General features: G+C 62.6%; 14 protein-coding genes. 3 read left to right on the forward strand and 11 right to left on the reverse strand.

All coding sequences use genetic code 11. The features are described from left to right. Nucleotide 1: 1 nt before the first annotated feature. Entirely contained in the window at nt 2-1123 is a 1122-nt protein-coding gene (locus HMPREF1261_RS06575; RefSeq protein ID WP_023030375.1) for an EfeM/EfeO family lipoprotein, read from the forward strand. Continuing rightward, nucleotides 1123-2349, forward strand: a complete 1227-nt coding sequence (efeB, locus tag HMPREF1261_RS06580; RefSeq protein ID WP_023030376.1) for an iron uptake transporter deferrochelatase/peroxidase subunit — start codon at nt 1123-1125, stop codon at nt 2347-2349. The genes HMPREF1261_RS06575 and efeB overlap by 1 nt, the downstream gene beginning before the upstream one ends. Before the next feature lie 399 nt (nt 2350-2748). Here efeB and HMPREF1261_RS06585 read toward each other — a convergent pair whose 3' ends face one another. Continuing rightward, complete coding sequence (locus HMPREF1261_RS06585) at nt 2749-3738, reverse strand: HNH endonuclease signature motif containing protein (protein ID WP_023030377.1); 990 nt, start codon at nt 3736-3738, stop codon at nt 2749-2751. Between the two features lie 157 nt (nt 3739-3895). On the opposite strand from HMPREF1261_RS06585, the gene HMPREF1261_RS06590 reads away from it, so the two are divergent. Beyond that, on the forward strand, nt 3896-5272 hold the full coding sequence (locus tag HMPREF1261_RS06590) for a M20 family metallopeptidase (RefSeq protein ID WP_023030378.1): 1377 nt from the start codon (nt 3896-3898) through the stop codon (nt 5270-5272). A gap of 2 nt (nt 5273-5274) precedes the next feature. Here HMPREF1261_RS06590 and HMPREF1261_RS06595 read toward each other — a convergent pair whose 3' ends face one another. From HMPREF1261_RS06595 to HMPREF1261_RS06640, 10 genes are all read right to left on the reverse strand, one after another. Further along, nucleotides 5275-5655 (reverse strand): hypothetical protein, encoded by a 381-nt coding sequence (locus tag HMPREF1261_RS06595; protein ID WP_023030379.1) that lies wholly within the window; start codon nt 5653-5655, stop codon nt 5275-5277. Next, nucleotides 5655-7457 (reverse strand): BCCT family transporter, encoded by a 1803-nt coding sequence (locus HMPREF1261_RS06600; protein WP_034658239.1) that lies wholly within the window; start codon nt 7455-7457, stop codon nt 5655-5657. Before HMPREF1261_RS06600 ends, HMPREF1261_RS06595 begins: the two co-directional genes overlap by 1 nt. 145 nt (nt 7458-7602) lie before the next feature. After that, on the reverse strand, nt 7603-9294 hold the full coding sequence (locus HMPREF1261_RS06605; RefSeq protein ID WP_023030381.1) for an FUSC family protein: 1692 nt from the start codon (nt 9292-9294) through the stop codon (nt 7603-7605). A 60-nt stretch (nt 9295-9354) separates the two neighbouring features. After that, nucleotides 9355-10803, reverse strand: a complete 1449-nt coding sequence (locus HMPREF1261_RS06610) for an ABC transporter ATP-binding protein (RefSeq protein ID WP_023030382.1) — start codon at nt 10801-10803, stop codon at nt 9355-9357. Continuing rightward, nucleotides 10800-11621 (reverse strand): ABC transporter permease, encoded by an 822-nt coding sequence (locus HMPREF1261_RS06615; protein ID WP_023030383.1) that lies wholly within the window; start codon nt 11619-11621, stop codon nt 10800-10802. The genes HMPREF1261_RS06610 and HMPREF1261_RS06615 overlap by 4 nt, the downstream gene beginning before the upstream one ends. Beyond that, the gene (locus HMPREF1261_RS06620) at nt 11618-12583 is read right to left on the reverse strand and encodes an ABC transporter permease (RefSeq protein ID WP_023030384.1); all 966 of its coding nucleotides are present in this window, start codon (nt 12581-12583) and stop codon (nt 11618-11620) included. Before HMPREF1261_RS06620 ends, HMPREF1261_RS06615 begins: the two co-directional genes overlap by 4 nt. Then, a complete protein-coding gene (locus tag HMPREF1261_RS06625) occupies nt 12580-14100 on the reverse strand; it encodes an ABC transporter substrate-binding protein (RefSeq protein ID WP_034658146.1) in 1521 nt (506 codons plus the stop codon). The genes HMPREF1261_RS06620 and HMPREF1261_RS06625 overlap by 4 nt, the downstream gene beginning before the upstream one ends. Before the next feature lie 188 nt (nt 14101-14288). Further along, nucleotides 14289-15308 (reverse strand): LLM class flavin-dependent oxidoreductase, encoded by a 1020-nt coding sequence (locus tag HMPREF1261_RS06630; RefSeq protein WP_005278049.1) that lies wholly within the window; start codon nt 15306-15308, stop codon nt 14289-14291. Between the two features lie 186 nt (nt 15309-15494). Continuing rightward, a complete protein-coding gene (gene brnQ, locus HMPREF1261_RS06635) occupies nt 15495-16916 on the reverse strand; it encodes a branched-chain amino acid transport system II carrier protein (protein ID WP_023030386.1) in 1422 nt (473 codons plus the stop codon). Nucleotides 16917-17126: 210 nt separating this feature from the next. Next, a complete protein-coding gene (locus tag HMPREF1261_RS06640; protein WP_023030387.1) occupies nt 17127-18257 on the reverse strand; it encodes a MalY/PatB family protein in 1131 nt (376 codons plus the stop codon). Nucleotides 18258-18274 lie beyond the last annotated feature (17 nt).

An 18274-nucleotide genomic window follows, 5' to 3' on the forward strand; every position in this document is an offset into this window, starting at 1 on the left:
TATGAAGATTTCCCGTTTCGCCACCGCATTCGCGCTCGCCGTTGGGCTTTCCATCCCGCAAACGGCTGCCCAGGCGAGGCTCGCCGGGCACAGCGACGAGCAACCCACGCGCGAGCTCGCCGTGCGCGACGTGTATTCCTGCCCGGCGCCTGAGGACGTGCAGGGCGAGGCGAAATGGAAGATCAATAACACCACCGGGCTTGCCCTCACGGTCTACGTTTCCGATGAAAAGGGCAATGCCTACCAGGTTCTCGAGCGCGTCGGCACCCCCGCTGTCCGCGAGTGGAACCCGCAGCTGGAGGACGGAACCTACCACCTGACCTGCGTATTTCACAACGACTCCGCCGTGGAGTCGGACGCCTTCACGGTAACGGGGTCCACGGTGAGCAACGCGCCCAAGATGGTTCCCATTACGGATCACGAGGTTGCCGCGGTGTCCATCAAGCAGGCAGAAAACCAGAAAGAGCGCGTGCCGGAGCTGCAAAAGCGCGCGCATGCGCTTGCCGATGCCACCTCCTCCTCCCGCTCCGCCGCCAAAGCCGCCTACCTCGACTACCTGGAGTATTACCGTTCCTTCGACGATTCCAGCGCGGAGTGGCCGGGCCCGGATTTGGAGGGTTACGAAGACATCGAGCGCATCCTGTGGTCCAATCGCCCGCCTAGCGATGCCGCCCTGCCCGCCACCGCGCTTGCCGATGCCACCGATAAAACCGCCCACGCCCTCGATACCGCCCATTTCGCCATCCCCGCCCCGGATTATGGGCTGCGCGCGCATGAGGTGATGGAGGAGTTCGAACGTTTTGATTTGCGCGGCGAGCGCGATTTCGGCGCCCATGCCCTGCCTGCCGCCCTGCGCGGGGTTATTACATCGACGCGGGTGACGTTGGATCCCGTGCGCTCCTTGGTCGAGGATCGCGGTTTAGACACCGCTCCCATCTACGATCAGCTCGCGGACTTGGACGCCCTTGCTGAGGAATTCGACGATAAATACGGTGGTGCGTCTAGCGTCGCTTTTGCGGACTGGCCGCAGGAGGACCGCTTGCGCTTGCAGGCGGGCGTCGCCAAGGCGAATGAGCTGCTCGCCCCGGTTGCCACCATGACCGTTATCCGGAGGATGAACTAGTGCCGTGCCCGTTTAACTTTTCCCGCCGCTCCTTTTTGTCTGGCCTCGCCGCCTCCGCGGCCGTCGGCGCAGCCCCGAGAGCAGGAGCCGAGCCCACCTCGCTTCCGCTGGAATCCACCGACTCTCTGGATCGGCCGGGCGCGCTGGATTTCCACGGCGAACACCAGCAAGGCATCATCAATTCTCCGCAGAAGTACTCGGAAATAGTGGCGCTGGACGTGCAGGTCAAGACAAAAGCCCGCTTGGACAAGATCCTGCGCACGCTAAGTGAAAGGGCGCGCATCTTAACCGCTGGTGGCACGCCCGCGCCCGATGGCATTGCTTTCCCGGCGATGGATTCGGGCGAGCTGGGGCCCGAGCTTCCGGCAGATCACTTATCTATCACCCTCGCGGTGGGCGATTCGCTTTTTGATGACCGCTTCGGCCTCGCCGCCCACAAGCCCGTTCACTTGAGCGCGATGGAAGCATTTGCCGATGACACCCTGCAAGAAGAAGAATGCCACGGCGACCTCGCCTTACAGATTTGCGCCGATGAGCGCGATACCGTTCTGCATGCGCTGCGCGATATGTTGCGCCATACTCGCGGCGATGTGGCAGTGCGTTGGCGGCAGAATGGTTATATGAATTCCCCGCGGCCATCGGGTACGCAGCGCAATCATTTGGGGTTTAAGGATGGCATCGTCAATCCTGGGCCCGATGATTATGATTCGCTCGTGTGGGCAGGTTCGGATGAGCCCGACTGGGCCGCGGGCGGCAGCTATATGGCGGTGCGGCTTATCGCGATGTACACCGAGTTTTGGGATCGCATTTCCATTGCCGAGCAGGAGCAAATCTTCGGTCGCGACCGCACTACTGGCGGCCCGTTGTCGGGCGGCGATGAGCACGCCGAACCAGATTACCTCGATGATGCCACCGGTGATGTCATTCCCACCGATGCCCACATCCGCCTAGCCAACCCCCGCACCCCAGAAACCGCTGACCAGTTGATGCTGCGCCGCGCTTATAATTACGACAACGGCGTGCGCGATAACGGCACGCTCGACGTGGGGCTGGTCTTCATCTCCTTCCAGCAGGACCTGGAACGACAATTCATTACGGTGCAAAAACGCCTCGAAGGCGAACCGCTGGCTGATTATATCCGCCCCTACGGCGGCGGCTACTTCTATGCGCTTCCCGGCATCACCAATGAATCCGATTATTTCGGCCGCAGCCTCCTCGAAGCCTAAAACCTCCTACCCAGCTAACCACTGGTCGCTCGCGAACATCTACCACCACGCCAAGGCCCTGACTTAGCACCCAGCGATGGAGGCACACCACAACGCACCGTCGGCACAGGGTCTCCCGGTGCACCGTTCTCCCGGCACAAAGATCCCAGGGCCCCTAGATCCCATGGTGGCCGAGTCTCTTGGCATTCGGTTCCCACGGTGCACAAGCCTTACGGCGCACGGGTCTCACAGCATACGGGCCACAGGGTAGAAGGCTTATGGCATGCCAAACCGGCAACCGCTAAACCAGCGGTTGCTATCGGCGGCAATGAGAAGAGCAACGGTAGGAAAAGGTGCCACTTACTTAGGAACCGCAGAACTGCTCGGGCCCGGCTCAATCGAATCAAGTAAAGGCGGCACCTAGCTGGGTGGCGAGGCCCAGGGCGGAAGCCATTCGATGCGGCCGCGGTGTCGATGCAGGCGGCCGCGCACCGGCGGGGCGTGCGGGTCATCGTCGTTGACGCCGTTGTGATAGGGGCAAGCAATGGTCAGGTTGTCCATATTCGTCTCGCCGCCGTGCTTCCACGCCTGGAGATGGTGGACTTGGCATTTATCGGCCGGATAATTGCACTCCGCCCACGGGCAGGAGGGGTTTTCGGCAGCGGCCATCAGCCGCTGCTTTTCAGAGGCGAACCGCGAGGTCCTATAGAGGTTGACCGGGCCCTCGAAGGGATGGATGAGGGTGACAAGTCCAACCTCGGCAAGCTTTTTCTCCACCAACTTGGCCCCGGAAATTTCGGCACCATTGGTCATCTGCAGCGTGACCTCTTCGCCGCCACCATTTAATATCTCATCCAGCTCATCGAGGTGGATGACGATATTGGTGCTAGCCACCGGGCGCGTGGCACCACCGCGGAAGAAGATGCGGTCGACGGCCTCGAGCGGGGAATCCTCCCCAATGGTGGAGAGCAGGTCGGCGATGAAATCGGAATCGCCGGTAATAGACAGCGTGGAGGGCCCGCCCTTGCGCCGGGTCATGCGCACCCCGCGCTGGGGCTGGCGGGGAGGATACATTTCCTTGAGCCGGGTGCGCGCCAGCTTGTCGATGTCCCCCGAAGCCCCACACAACTCTGCCCGCAGCGCCCACGCATCCCGCTTCGTCTTAGTGCGGGAGACGTATTTTTCAATCAACTTGAGCGTGGTTAAGCAGTGCTTCGTCGCCCGGCACGTGCGCTGGCGGCGGGTAAAGGAGGTGGGGCCGAAGTAGGCATCGGCAAGCAGCAGCAATTCGCGCGATTCCTGCCGGGAAATGCCAAGCCGCCGCAGGTCCGCCTCGGCAAGGCCGAAGACCTCGCCGAGAAGCTCCATCGGCGAGGTTAATTGGCGGGCGTAGTCCTGCAAGCGGGTCATGCCTGCGAGGTTAAGCCACCGTCCACCCGCACGAAAGCCCGCGACGCCCCGCCTGTGGATAACTCGCCCCACGCGTCACACCTGACGCCTCGCCGTCCATTCACCCTGTGGATAACCTGCGGTATTGTCGAATACGACAGCGAGTAAAGGAGCCCACATGACTGATCCCACGAAAATTGTCCGCCCCAACCACCCCGGCCGTAAGTCCGTCCCGCGCCAAGCGCAGGAGTTGCCGCCGCTGCCGGTGACAAGGGCGCGCATCGGCAAACAACCGGCGACGGAGATTTTCCAGGACATGGGCGAAAACATGGTGGAGGACCTGCAAGAAATTCGCCGCGATTTGCACCGCCACCCGGAAATTGGGCTGCACCTGCCGCGCACCCAGAAAAAGGTCCTTGAAGCACTCGAGGGCCTGCCTCTGGAGATTCATGTGGGGCAGGATCTCAGCTCCGTGGTGGCGGTGCTGCGCGGCGGCAAGCGCGGCGAGCGGCCGGTTTCGGTGCTGTTGCGCGCGGACATGGACGCGCTGGAGGTGCATGAGCAGACCGGCAGCCCCTTTGCGTCGATTAATGAATACATGCACGCCTGCGGCCACGACCTGCATACGGCGGGGCTGATTGGGGCCGCGCGCATGCTGTGTGAGCACCGCGAGGAGCTGCATGGCGATGTCACCTTTATGTTCCAGCCCGGCGAGGAAGGCCCGGGCGGTGCGCAGCCGATGATTGAGGAAGGCGTGCTCGATGCCGCTGGCCGACGCCCAATCGCCGCCTACGGCCTGCACGTGGGCCCGCAGGACCGGGGCACGTTCCACTATGTTCCCGGGCCGATGATGGCGAGCTCGTCCAACCTGACCATTACGGTGCTGGGCAAGGGCGGGCACGGGTCCCGCCCGCACGATGCCATCGACCCCGTCGCGGCGCTGGCGGAAATCCAGATGGCACTGCAGACCGCGCTGACGCGCCGCTTCGACGCGCTGGAGCCCATCGTGATCACCGTGACCAACCTATGGGCGGGCAATGGTGCGTATAACGCCATTCCGGATCGCGCGGCGCTGGGGGCGACGGTGCGCGTGCTTCGCGACGAAAAGATCGACACCGTCCGCCAAATGATCACCGAGGTCTCTAGCTCGGTGGCTGCCTCGCACCGGTGCACCGCGCAGGTGGATTTCGAGGTGCTGTATCCCACGACCAAGACGAACCCGCGGGAGAATCAATTCGCTGCCACGCTGTGGGGGCAGATGTTTGGCGCGGAAAACATGCAGCCTTTCGAGGCCCCGATGATGGCCTCTGAGGACTTCGGCTATGTTCTTTCCCAAGTGCCGGGCACGTTTATGTGGATGGGCACGGCCAATCCTTCGACGCCCGAGAACCAGCGCGAGTGGAATCACTCGCCGATGATGCGTTTTGATGACTCCGTGCTCGGCATGCAAGCGGCGGCGCTCGCCGCCGTGGCTTTCGAGCGCCTGGCCACCGAAAACGAGCACCCTTCCGCGCAGACTAAGGCCATGCGCGAGGCCGCCGGCGTGCAGAAATAATGTTAATGCCGGCGGATAACGGCAGAGCCGAGGCCGATGAGCGCGATGGCGCCGACAATGATGGAGGCTACCGGCCAGTACTGCGGGAAGTACTTGAGCGTATAGCCAAAGACCTGGCCGTCATCGAAGTGCCGTGCCAAGGCGAAGGGCATCCACCACAGCTTGCTGACTGCGAGCACCGCGCCCAGCACACCGGCGATGACCCGCCCGCGCCCGCGGAGAAATAAGCTGGCGGCCACGAGCGCGATGCCGGCGATGGTGGCAGCGAAGAGCAGGGGAGTGTTCGTGCTAAGTGGCGAGCCGCGCAATAAGAATTCGTGGTCAATCTCGTGTTGCTCGATGAGGGTGTAGCCATTGAGGACGACATCGCTGGGAAGGCCCATTATTTCTCCTTATCCTCTGGGTCGTATCCATCGGACCATTTACCGGTTTCGAAGTCATAGTCGACGTTTCGGCCTTCTTCGTCGGTGCGTTGGTACCACTCGGTATAGCGGTCCGCGGCGGAATCGAAGTCATGCCCGGCCCCGCGTCCGTCCTCGGCGTGCTGGACGGTGAACTCGAATTCATCGCCATGCTCTGCGATGCCGCGCATGACCGCATTGTCCATCGCCGAACGGGCATAGGTGCGGCGGATGAACATCGGATCAGAGCGCAGATCCTTGATGAATGCCACCATCATGGTCAGCAGCACGAGGCAGAAGGGCAGGGCGGCCAGGATGGTGAGGTTTTGTAGGCCAGTGAGCACGTCTTCGCCGCCGGTCAGCAGCATGACGATGGCGATGCCCATCATGCACAGGCCCCAAAAGATGACGATGAGCTTATTCGGGGTTGGGTCACCCTTGGAGGACATGGTGCCCATGACCACGGAGGCGGAGTCGGCCGAGGTGACAAAGAATACCGAGAGGATGACCAAAAGTATAAATGGGGTGATGCTGCCAAGGGGGAGGTCTTGGAACATCGAAAAGAGCACCTGCTCATTGGAGGATTCACCGTCGAAGCTCTCGACGCCGTCCTGGTTAAAGGTGATGGCGGTACCGCCAAAGATGGTAAAGGCCAGCGCCAAGATGGCGGTGGGGGCGAAGATGGTCACCGCGGCGAATTCGCGAATCGTGCGGCCGCGGGAGATGCGGGCGACGAACATGCCCACAAACGGCGTCCACGCAATCCACCAGGCCCAGTAGAACGCCGTCCAGTAAGACTGGAATTCAATGGTCTCATCGCCCCAGGACAAACCCTTGGCCATCATGGGCAGGAATTGATCGATATAGGTCACGATGCCCGAAGGAATCAGGTTCAGCAGCAATAGGGTGGGCCCGACCAAGAAAACGAAGGCAATAAGCCCCAAGGTCAAGGTGATATTGATATTGGACAGGTAGCGCACGCCACGCGCGACTCCGGAGACCGCGGAGATAATAAATGCGCAGCCCAACACGGCGATGACGATGATGAGCGCGGAATTGGTCATGGGGTCTGCGCCGCGAATGATGCTGACGCCCTGGCCGATTTGAATAGCGGAAAGCCCCAAGGTAGCGGCGGTGCCGAAGAGGGTGGCGATAAGCGCCATGACATCGATAAGCTTGCCCAGCGGGCCGTCCGTGGCGCGGGAGCCGAACAGCGGCTGGAAGATGGAAGAGATGAGGGGAACGCGCCCGCGCCGGTAGGAGGAATAGGCAATCGCGGCGCCAACCAAAGCATAGGCTGCCCACGGGGAAATGCCCCAGTGGAAGTGCGATTGGGCCATGGCTTGGTGCAGTGCCTCGACGGAGCTGCCGTTATCCACGGTGTGCGGGGGAGGGCTGAGGTAGTGCGATAGCGGCTCGGAGGGCCCGTAGAAGAAGATGCCGACGCCGATGCCGGCGCCAAACACCATCGCTACCCAGCTGAAGTAGCTGAATTCGGGCGTTTCCGTATCCGTGCCGAGCTTGATGCGGCCGAGGCGAGAGAACCCGATATAGGCCATAGCCACGGTGGCTAGCAGCATGGTGATATTCAGCAGCCATCCGGTATTGGTAATGGCCCAGTTAAAGGCAGTGGAGGAGGCGGCGGCCAGGTTATCGGGCATGGTAATGCCCCACATAATGAAGGCCACGATGAGTACGGCGGTGATGGAAAATAGCGATTTATCCAGGCCGAAGCGGTTGCGTTGGTCCTCAACGCTGATGCCGGGCACCAGCCCGGGGTGCATATTGTGCGGGTAGAGCCCGACGGCGCTGCCCTTATCGTGCGGTTCGAGGGAGCGCTTGTAGGCGCGGGAGGAAGAAGTCACGGTGTCCTTAGCTCGGCGAGGGGTAGTGGCTTCAATTGTTCAGTACCGCGACGCATTCCACAAGCTAGCGCGTTTGGGAATGCGCGGCGTGAATCTGCTTGACGATGCCATCTAGCTCCTCCCTGCTTGCCATCCTAAACGGGTGCGTGGAGCAATAGTCGAGCAAGAAATACCCCGCGTGCTGGATGGCGATGTGCCGCTGCCACAATTCGCGGGCGGTGGCGGGGTTATCGGCGGCGAGGGATTGGATGGCGCGGCGCTCGGATAACAACTCGTATTGCAGGTCGCGGCGGCTGGCGAGGACCTCTTCGGGGGTATTGATAAACAGCAGCCCGAGCAGGGTGGACATGGATTCCATGGCGCGGGTTTGCAGGCGGTGCTGGTTGCGGACGGGCGCGGAGCGCTGCCAGAACCACAGCACGATGGTGGCCACGATGATGGAGATGAGGACCTCGCTGATGCGCGCCTGGATGGTGGGCCAGAGGGGGCGCTGCGCGGAATTGCCCATCAGGAGCGCGAGCGGGGTGGAGAAGATGACGCAGATGGCGTAGTTCTTGGCCACGAAAATTTCTGCGCAGAATTGGCAGGCGGCGAGGGCTAGCAGCAGGCTCCACCCGGACACGCCGAAGTAGTGGAAGATAGAAAACAGCATGACGCCGACGATGGAACCGAGCATGCGGTGGATGCCGCGGACGGTGCCGGCGACGTGGTCTGGCCCCCACTGCAGCATGAGGAAGGCGGAGACCACGCCCCAGTCCGGGCGGTCAAAACCTAATGACAGGCTGACCACCGTGGTAATAGCGGCGGAGACCACGATCTTTTGTGTGGTCACCATGGCATGCGAATCCCGCACCGCGGCGCGGTAGATGCGGTAGCGGCCGGTGGGGCGGGTGTGCGGGATGGCGGTGCGGTGCGGATCCACATCGGTGGCGTAATCAGTCAGCAGATCGGAGGAAGAACCCAAGTCCAGCGCGCGGTTATGCGCGACGATGCGCCTTTGGGCCTGCAAGGTGCGATCCACCAGGCCTGCGGCGGCGGAGTTGATGATGCGGCCGCCGCGGATAATGCCGGCATCGGCAAGCGCTTGCCAGGCCGTTGAGAGCGCCGTTTGGGCCTGGTGGTGGCGCGCGAGGGAATCATCCTCGCCGGAGACAAACGCAGCGGTGGCTTTTTCCAGGGCGGCGACGGCGCGGCGCTCGGGGCCGTGCACATCAATGAGCGCGGGCGCCATACCCAGAATCAGGCTGGCCAGCACGCCGGTCAGGGACCAGAAGAATAGCTGGCCGACGCTCGTATCCGTCCGCGCCAGCATCACCGAGCCGCCGCCGACCAAGACGAGAAAGAAAGCGCCCGGCGGTGGCAGGCGCAGCGCGTTCTGGGTAAAGCCGCACAGCGCGGCGAGCAGGAGGGAATAGAGACCGGCGAGCAGCAGCCACCAGTGCCCGTGCCCGGGGACGAAAATCAGGTGGCCGACCAGCACGCCCACGGTCGCGACGGTGGTCAGGGCCAGGCCGGCGGTAAGGATGACGCGGGGGCGGGTGCGAAAGGGGTGGCCCTCGCCGAAAATCACGGCGAAGGCGCCGGTGGCCAGCAGCAGGATGGCGTAGTCGTGGCCGGTGAGCAGGGCGAAGGCGCCGGGAAGCAGCAGCGCCAAGGCCGCGCGTAGGGCACCGGGCCAACGCACGGAGGCGGTATTAAAGGCGGTCAGCAACTGGGTGGTGCTGGGGCGTTGCGGGATAGGGTGGTCGGTGCTCACGAGCCTGCGGGACTCCTTTCGCTAGAGACGTTTACCGCAACCACCCTACGCCGCGCGAGTTTATTGCCCAGCGGCGGCGATGAGCCGGCGGGTGTAGTCGCTTTGGGGCTTCGACCACACGCGCTCGGTGGGCCCGTGTTCGACGAGCTCGCCGCGGTTGAGCACGGCGACCCTATCGCAGAGCCCGCGCACCACGGAGAGATCGTGGGTGACAAACAGCAGGGTCAGCCCGCGGTCCTCGATGAGGTGGGCGAGCAATTCCAGCACCTGGGCCTGCACGGACATGTCGAGGGCGGAGACGGCTTCATCGGCAAGCAGGATATCCGGCTCGCCGCACAGCGCGCGGGCGATGGAGATGCGTTGGCGCTGCCCGCCGGAAAATTCGTGGGGGAAGCGGTCGAGCGCCTTGCCGGACATGCCCACCTCTTCCAGCGCGGCGGCGGCGCGCTCGCGCTGCTCGGTTTTAGACAGGTGCCCGGGCATGGCCTCCGCTATGGATTTCCATATCTTCAGCCGCGGGTTCAGCGAACCTTGCGGGTCTTGGAAGACCATCTGCACGCGCCCGTCCACGGTGCTGGTTCCAGAGGTCGGGGCATCCAGCTCCGCCACAATCTTCAGCAGGCTGGTTTTGCCGGAGCCGGAACCGCCGACGATACCGAGCCGCTCGCCGCGGCGCACGCGGAGATCGATCCCCGCCAGTGCGGCTTGGGAGCCATGCTGCTTGCCGATGCCCTCCAGCACCACCACATCCTTCCCCTCACCCGCCGGGGTGAGGGCGAAGTCCGCCGGCTGCGAGGCCGAGACCAGCTCTTGGGTATAGGCGTGGCGCGGCTGAGTGAGCACGCGCTCGGTGCGGCCTTCCTCCACGATGTAGCCATCGCGCATGACCAGCACCCGCGGGCACATGCGCTGGATGACGTTGAGATCGTGGGTGATAAAAAGCAGGGCGGTGCCGCGTTGTTCGGTCACGCGCTCGATGACGCGGAGGACCCCGTCTTGCGTGGTGGCATCGAGGGCGGTGGTGGGTTCGTCGCAGATGAGCACGTCGGGGCTGCCCGCCATGGCCATGGCTAAGAGCACGCGCTGGCGCTGCCCGCCGGAGAGCTGGTGGGGAAAACGCGAGGCGAGATCGGCGTCGAGGTCGACTTCTTCTAGGGCCGCGGCGATATCGCGCGCACCGGCGTGGGTGAGCTGGGCGCTAATGCGCATCAAGGGATCCAGCGCGCTCATAGGCTCTTGAAAGACCATGGCCATGGTCTTGCCGCGCAGCGGGCGGATGGCGGAATCCCGCGCGCCGATGATCTGGTGATCGGCTACGGTGACCTCGCCGGTGGCGGAAATGCCCGTGGGCAGCAGGCCCATGATGGACAGCGCGGTCAGTGATTTACCGGAGCCGGATTCGCCGATGATGCCGAGCTTTTCGCCTGCCTCGAGATCGAAGCTAAGCGGGCCGACGAGGGAGGATTCGGAGGCGCTGAGGCTGAGATCGCGCACGCTTAAAAGGCTCATCGCGTGGCTCCTTTCATGCGGGGGTCGAGGGCGTCACGGAGGGCATCGCCAAGCAGGTTAAAGCCCAAGACCGTGGCGGCGATGGCAAGGCCTGGCCAGAGGGCCTGGAGGGGATCGGTGCTCAGCAGCGACTGGGCATCCTGCAGCATGCGGCCCCACGAGGCGGCCGGGGGAGGGGTGCCCAAACCGAGGTAAGACAGGCCCGCCTCCGCGAGGATGGCGAGGGCAAAATACACCGAAGCCTGGACGATGATAAGGCCCGCGATATTCGGCAGCACGTGGCGCACCGCAACCTTCCAGCCCGACACGGCGGAGATGCGGGCGGAGGCGATATAGTCCTGCGTGACCACCTGCAGCGTGCCAGAGCGCGCCACGCGGGCAAAGGACGGAATGCCGGAAATACCGATGGCAATCATGGCAGTCAACGTCGATGGGCCCCAGACCGCGCCGGCGATGATGGCGAGCAAGAGCGCCGGGAAGGCGATCACCACGTCCGCGCCGCGCATGACCACCGCTTCTACCCAGGTGCCGCGGCGCATGCCCGCGAGAATCCCCAGCGGGATGCCGATAAGCCCTGCGATGCCGACGGCGATAAGCCCCACGAAGACCGTGATTTTCGCGCCCGCCATGATGCGCGAGGCGGTATCGCGCCCGAAACGGTCCGTGCCCAGGACGTGATCCGCGGTGGGGCCGGACAAGCGGCTGCCCGGCTGGGCGAGGGTGGGATCGTACGGCGTCCACACCAGCGATACGAGGGCGATTACCACGACCGCGCCGACGAGTACGGCGCCTAGCCAACCAGAAAAACGCATTTTCATCGCGCGTCACCTGCCTTGATTCGGGGGTCGATGAGGCGGTAGGCGACATCGGTAAGCATGTTGACTGCCAGCGCGAAGGTGACCAGCAGCATGACGAGGGTCTGCACCGTGGTCAGATCGCGCACGGAGACCGCATCGAGCAGCATGGAGCCCACGCCGGGGATGACGAAGACGGATTCAATGACCACGGCGCCTACCACCATCGAGGTCAATTGCAGGCCAGAGACCGTCAGCACCGGCAGGGCGGCATTGCGCAGCCCGTGGCGGTGCAGGGCCTCCCGCGGGGAATCGCCCAGGGCGCGGGCGGTGCGGATATAGTCCTGGTCCATAACGTCGAGCACCGAGGAGCGCATATAGCGCGTAAGCATGGCGCCCTGGACCAGGGCCAGCGCGATGACCGGCAGGATGAGGTGGCGCAGGAAATCGCCCACGCCGCGGTTGGGCGGCACCCAACCATTGGCCGGCAGCCAGCCCAGGTGGACCGCGAAGATGGCCACCAAGATGATGCCGACCAAGAAGCTTGGCACGGCGATGCCCAACTGCGTTCCCGCGGAGACCAGGCCGGCAACCCGCGAATTGCGGTTATGCGCCAGCCACATGCCGATGGGAATCGCGCAGGCCAGCGCCAAGGCCATGGCCAGGCCGATGAGGATGAGCGTGACCTGCAGGCGGTCAAGGACGAGCGGGGTGATGTCCTGCTGCGAGGACAGCGACTTGCCAAAATCACCGGTGGCAAGGCCCTTCATCCACTCGCCGTATTGCGCGATGAGCGGCCGGTCGAGGCCGAGTTCCGCGCTGAGCTCGGCGATGGCGTCCTCAGTGGCATTAACGCCCAACGCGACGCGCGCCGGGTTGCCGGGCACGGCGCGCATGAGCGCGAAGATGATGAGGGAGGCGATAAAAAGCGTGAGAACGAAGCGTAGCAGCGGCCGGATTATGGCCTGTGCCCGAGAGGTACTCATTGGTCCTCCTTATCGTCGGTGAGATCGCGCAACACGATGGCGTCGGTGACCTGATCGGTGTGCAAGCCGCCGATGCCGTGGCGCGTTAGAACGACATTCGGCATATTCACCACGGTCAGCGCGCCGGCATCGGCCATGATTTGGTCCACGACCTGCGTCATGCGGCGGGGATAGTCTTCAGGCTTCGCGGTATCTGCCTTTTCGAGCAGCTCGCGCGTGCGGGCGGAATCGTAATTCAGGTAATAATCCGGGTTGCCAAAAAGCGCCGGGATATCGCGGGCCTCCACGTGGGAGATAATCGACATCTGGTAGTCCTTAGCGCCGTGGACCTGGCCCAGCCACACGGCGGGGAACTCGGCGCTTTCGAGGGTGACGTCGAAGCCGACATCGGAAAGCTGCGAGTACAGCAACTCAGAGATGGCCTGCGCGTAATAAAGCGTGGGCACGGTGATGGTGAGTGGGGTACCCTCAGCGCCGGCATCGGCAAGCAGCGAGCGGGCCTTATCCGGGTTGAAGTCGTAATAGTTCTTGCCCTCGAACCAAGGATCGGTGGGCGCCATGGGCGCGCCGCCGGTATCGGTGGCCATGCCGGACCACACGATGTCATTGGCCGCTTGACGGTCGACGGCGTAAGAAACGGCCTGGCGCACCCGCGGATCGTCGAAGGGGGCGCGGTCATTATTCATCGATAGCAGGACCTCACCGTTGGTGGTGCCTACGTTGGTATCGATGGAATCATCCAGGGAATCGAGGATTTCCGGGTTGCCCACGCCCCAGACGACGTCCACACCGCCAGAACGCAGCGCGGTGACCGAGGAAATGGCATCGGGGAAGTAGCGCACCGTGACATCGTGTTCAGACGGCGTGCCCCAGTAGTCATCGCGCTTGTGCAAGGAGACGAACTCTGAAGGGGAAAATCCGGCCACCTCGTAGGGGCCGGTGCCGATAGGTTGGGCTGCGAGGTCGTCCATACCCTTAGGTGACATCATCGCACCGATGGTGGTGCCCATGGACCACAGCCAGCCGTTGGAGGGCTTAGCCAGGCGCACCTTGAGGGTGTGGTCATCTACCGCGGTGGCGCTATCGACCGGGTCCATCGCGGAGGAAATGCCGTTGGCCCAGTCATTTTTTACGTAATTAATGGAAAAGGCGGCGGTCTGCGCGGTGAAGGGATCGCCGTTGGAAAAAGTTACGTCATCGCGCAGGTGGAAAGTATAGGTCTTCGAATCTTCACTGATGTCCCAGTCCTTGGCTAAGCCTGGGGTGATGGAGCCATCTTCATCGATGCGTACCAAGGTCTCATAGACGTTATCCATAAGCACCGAGGGAGCGGCGGCCCCACTGGTAGTGGTGAAATCGAGCGAGGTGGCCCCCGAACTAGATGCCACCGTTAGGGCGGCGTCGTTTCCGGAGGTATCTACCACCGCCGTATGGCCCGCTGAACAAGCTGTTACTGTACCCAGCGCTGTCACCATCGCGAGACAGCCAAGCGCTGAGCGCGCACGTAATACTTTCATGGATGAAGAATAACGTGTGCGTTATGCAACACATAAACTCCCTAAAACCATTCGGGGGGAGGCATATATTGCCATTAATTAGGGCAATCCCAGCGGGTTGTTGTGCGGCGGATTCGGTGGCACCGCGCGGCCAGCGTTGAGACCGAGGGCAGCCCAACGCGACGCTGTGTAGCGCAGCGAGGCGGGGTTTAGCGCGGGGTGCCCGCCACGTTGGCGGGATCGAGCTGCCAGCCCTCGGCCAATACGTGCATGTTCTTGATGACGTTCTCGTGCGAGCTGGACTGCAGGGAAATCATGAGCTCATCGGCCTTGGCGTGCTCTTGGAACTTCTCCAGGTATTCGGTGACTTCCTTGGTGGTGCCAACCGCGGAGTAGCGCAGCATGTCCAGGATTTGCTGGCCTTGGTAGGACTCGATGATCTGCTCTACCTGCTGGTCGGTCAAGTACTTGCCGCGGCCGGCGAAAGACTTCACGCGGTTAAAGCACACGCGCTCGTACTCAGCTTCTGCCTCTTGCATAGTATCGGCGGCGGTGACGTTGACACCGGCGATGACGTAGGGCTTGCTAAACCGCTCGGAAGGCTGGAAGTTCTCCCGGTAGTAGGTCGTTGCTTCCTCGAGGTGCTGCGGGGCGAAGTGGGAGGCAAAGGCGTAGGGCAGGCCGAGCTTTGCCGCGAGCGAAGCGCCGAACATGGACGAGCCCAGAATATAGATAGGAACGTTCGTATTGGCACCGGGAACCGCGCTGACCCCAGGAATATAGGCCTTGCCCTCCAGATAAGCGTTGAGCTCTTTGACGTCTTCTGGAAAACGCTCGGCGGATTGACCATCGCGGCGCAGCGCACGGCCCAAGGTATTCATGTCCGTGCCGGGGGCGCGGCCGACGCCCAAGTCGATGCGCTCCGGGTACATCTCCTCTAGGGTGCCGAATTGCTCGGCGATGACGTACGGCGAGTGGTTGGGCAGCATCACGCCGCCAGAGCCCAACCGGATGCGCTCCGTCTTAGCGCCGATATGTGCGATGAGGACGGCGGGCGCGGAGGACATAATGGACTTCATGTTGTGGTGCTCGGTGTACCACATGCGGGAATACCCCAGTTTTTCGGCTTCTTGGGCCAATTCCACTGACCGGTTAATGGATTGGGCAGGGGTTTCACCGTCATAGATGGTGCAAAAGTCCAATACGGAAAGTGGCGCGTGATCAGTCATGGAAAATAATCCTTTTTCTCGCGGGGATAGTACCTATAGTGCAACGGTACGCGGGGCGGGGCTATTCCGTCCTTTTTCACGCGACCATGCGCATCCCGGCGACCCAAGCTGAGTTGAACCGCAGACAGAAACCCGCCGCGGAACCCGAGGAATGCGGGCCCACGGCGGGGAGTGGAAGGAGAGAACTTAGCTCCTTGGCGATGCCGCTGCATCGAGCGGCGAGTCAACGACGGCATCGGCATCGGCCGCCGCGGTCACAGAGTTAGAGTGCTTCTCGCCGGCCCTGGTGGAGATATCGACAATCAGGCCAATAACTGCCGCGATGACAGTCGGCACGATCCAGCCAAGATCCACCGCTTGGCCCGGCGCCAGCGACAAGATGGGATCCAAGGCGGCAGTGCCCCAACCCTGCGCGGAAATGACAGTCAGGGCGGACCAGATGACCGATACCCACAGTGCCAGGCGGTAGGTCCAGTAGAACACGACGGACTTCTTTACCGCCGGCTGGATAAGCGTGAGCAGGATAAGGGAGATGGCCGGTGGGTACAGGAAGGTAATAAACGGCACCGCAATGGACAACACGGTGTCGAGGCCCTGGAAGGCGAAGAGGATGGACATCGCGGTAAAGATGCAGGCCCACAGGTGGTAGGTCGTCTTAGGCACCAGCATCTCGAAGAACGCGGAGGTCGCGGTGATAAGGCCCACCGCGGTGGTCAGGCAGGCGAGGACGACGATGGCGGAGAAGAGGGCCTGGCCGAAGGTACCCATGGTGAGATTGGCGGCCTCGGCAAGCAGCGGCGCACCTGAATCATAGGACTGGCCATCGGGCAAGGTCTGGCCCACCCAGGCCAACCCCAAGTAGATGGCGGCAAGCAGGGCACCGGCGACAAGCGCCGCGGTGATGGTGCCCTTCACCAAGGATTTTTGGGTCTTAAAGCCCTTAGAGCGCAGGGAACCCACGATGACGATGGAAAAGGCCAGGCCGGCAATCGCGTCCATGGTGTTGTAGCCCTCGAAAAGGCCGGTGACCATGGGGGAAGAGGTGTAATCCTCGGTGGGCATCTGGGGATCGCGCGGGTGATTCAGCGCGGCCAAGGTAATGAGGATGACCAGCAGCGCAACCAGGGCCGGGGTGAGGAATTTGCCCAGCGTATCGATGATGGAATTGGGCTTCCACGCCAGGCCTAACGCGATGAGGAAGAAGACGGTATTGAATAAACCGCTGGCCAGGGTGCCTTCCCAACCCAAAAGGGGAGTGATCGCCGTTTCCATGGAGACCGCGCCGGTGCGCGGGAGCGCGTAGAAAGCACCGATGGACAGGTAGGCCATGGCGGAAAAGACCACGCCGAAGATAGCGCCGCCATTCGCGCCCAAGTCGCGCACGGAGCGGCCGGAAATGGCGACCGCGATGATGGCCAGGACGGGCAAGAGTACGCCGGCGGCGAGGAAGCCCAGCACGGCGGGCCAGAAGTTGGTACCGGCGGAAACGCCCACCATCGGTGGGAAAATGAGGTTGCCGGCGCCGAAGAACATCGAAAAGAGCATGAGCGAGGCAATGACAACGGTGGCCTTGCTCTTGGGTGTGCCTGAGGCAGTGGTGGTAGCCATCCTGGCTCCTTAACATTGCGTACTAAAACCATCAGCCGCGCCGAGAGCCATGGTGGCAGGCGACGCGAACGAGAAAGCGAATTCTGTAGCCCTATAGGGACTATTCGTGTAATGAGATATTACTGCCCACCTGTTGAGAAATCAAAGCATGGTGAAAATGCAATAAAAGCCCCATCGCGGGTGCGATGGGGCGGGGGAGAAAGGTAAGAACTAGTCGAGCTCGGCGAAGGCCTTTTCCATGCGGTCGAGTGCCTCGCCCAAGATTTCGCGGGAGGTAGCGAAGTTCAACCGCGCGTGGCCGGGGCCGCCGGTGCCGAAGGTATCGCCCTCGTTAAGAGCCACGCGGGCGTTTTCGCGCAGCCACTTGGCGGGCTGGGGATTGCCGGCGATGGCGGTATCGGAAAAGTCTAGCCATAACAGGTAGGTGGCCTGCGGCTGCGAGGTCTTTAGTCCAGGGATGCGCTGCGGGAGTTCTTTCACCAACCAGTCGCGGGTCTCGCGCAGGTACTCGATTTCCTCGTCCAAGAAGGCCCCGCCGTGGCGGTAGGCGGCCTCGGCGGCAAGCACGCCCAAGGTGCCGGTACCGTCTTTGGCCACACCGGTCAGCCCGTTCCACTTTTGGGCATCGGCGGCATTGGAAAAGATGATCTGTGCGCATTTGAGGCCCGCGGTATTAAAGGCCTTGGAGGTGGCGGTGACGGTGATGGTGCGCTGCGCTGCTTCCTCGCTTAGCGATGCCACCGGGATATGCTTTCCTTCATAAACCAGCGGGGCATGGATCTCATCGGCCAAGATGCGGCCATCGTATTTCTCCGCCAACTCCACCAACCCGCGGAGGTAGTCCTCCGACAAGACGTGGCCGTGCGGATTATAGGGGTTGGCCAAGAGAATCGAACCGGCGCCGTCTTTGAAGGCTTGCTCGATTTCATCTAGCTCGAGGCTGGTTTCGATCTTCTCGCGCCCCGCCGTGCGGGGGAGTTCGAGCAGCGGTGGGTAGGAGGGTACGGGCACGATGACGGGGGAATCATCGCGGGTAAAGTACTGCACGCCGAGCAAGAGGCCGCGGACGACATCGCCTATCCAGAAGATGTGATCGGCATTGGGGCGCCAGTCGTAGCGCTCCGCATAGAAATCGGCGACTGCCTCGCGCAGCCCCGAGGCCTTGGGGGAGGGGGTATAGCCGAAGGTTTCATTATCCACCATCTCCTGCAGCGCCTTTTTGACGGCGGGGGCGGTGGGGAAATCGGACTCCGCGATCCACAGCGGGAGGATGTCCTCATCAAAGACTGTCCACTTGCGGGTACCGCGGGCTTGCAACTCTTCTAGGCTAGGAAACTGCATGCACACAAGCTTAACGC

It is taken from the genome of Corynebacterium sp. KPL1818 (genome assembly GCF_000478135.1).
In the GTDB taxonomy this organism is placed as follows: domain Bacteria; phylum Actinomycetota; class Actinomycetes; order Mycobacteriales; family Mycobacteriaceae; genus Corynebacterium; species Corynebacterium accolens.

Bases quoted from the DNA above. Each gene is read 5' to 3' on its own strand.
- HMPREF1261_RS06575 (WP_023030375.1), top strand. From the start codon at position 2: ATGAAGATTTCCCGTTTCGCCACCGCATTCGCGCTCGCCGTTGGGCTT.
- HMPREF1261_RS06585 (WP_023030377.1), bottom strand. From the start codon at position 3,738: ATGACCCGCTTGCAGGACTACGCCCGCCAATTAACCTCGCCGATGGAG.
- HMPREF1261_RS06590 (WP_023030378.1), top strand. From the start codon at position 3,896: ATGACTGATCCCACGAAAATTGTCCGCCCCAACCACCCCGGCCGTAAG.
- HMPREF1261_RS06595 (WP_023030379.1), bottom strand. From the start codon at position 5,655: ATGGGCCTTCCCAGCGATGTCGTCCTCAATGGCTACACCCTCATCGAG.
- HMPREF1261_RS06600 (WP_034658239.1), bottom strand. From the start codon at position 7,457: ATGCACCCCGGGCTGGTGCCCGGCATCAGCGTTGAGGACCAACGCAAC.
- HMPREF1261_RS06610 (WP_023030382.1), bottom strand. From the start codon at position 10,803: ATGAGCCTTTTAAGCGTGCGCGATCTCAGCCTCAGCGCCTCCGAATCC.
- HMPREF1261_RS06615 (WP_023030383.1), bottom strand. From the start codon at position 11,621: ATGAAAATGCGTTTTTCTGGTTGGCTAGGCGCCGTACTCGTCGGCGCG.
- HMPREF1261_RS06620 (WP_023030384.1), bottom strand. From the start codon at position 12,583: ATGAGTACCTCTCGGGCACAGGCCATAATCCGGCCGCTGCTACGCTTC.
- HMPREF1261_RS06625 (WP_034658146.1), bottom strand. From the start codon at position 14,100: ATGAAAGTATTACGTGCGCGCTCAGCGCTTGGCTGTCTCGCGATGGTG.
- HMPREF1261_RS06630 (WP_005278049.1), bottom strand. From the start codon at position 15,308: ATGACTGATCACGCGCCACTTTCCGTATTGGACTTTTGCACCATCTAT.
- brnQ (WP_023030386.1), bottom strand. From the start codon at position 16,916: ATGGCTACCACCACTGCCTCAGGCACACCCAAGAGCAAGGCCACCGTT.
- HMPREF1261_RS06640 (WP_023030387.1), bottom strand. From the start codon at position 18,257: ATGCAGTTTCCTAGCCTAGAAGAGTTGCAAGCCCGCGGTACCCGCAAG.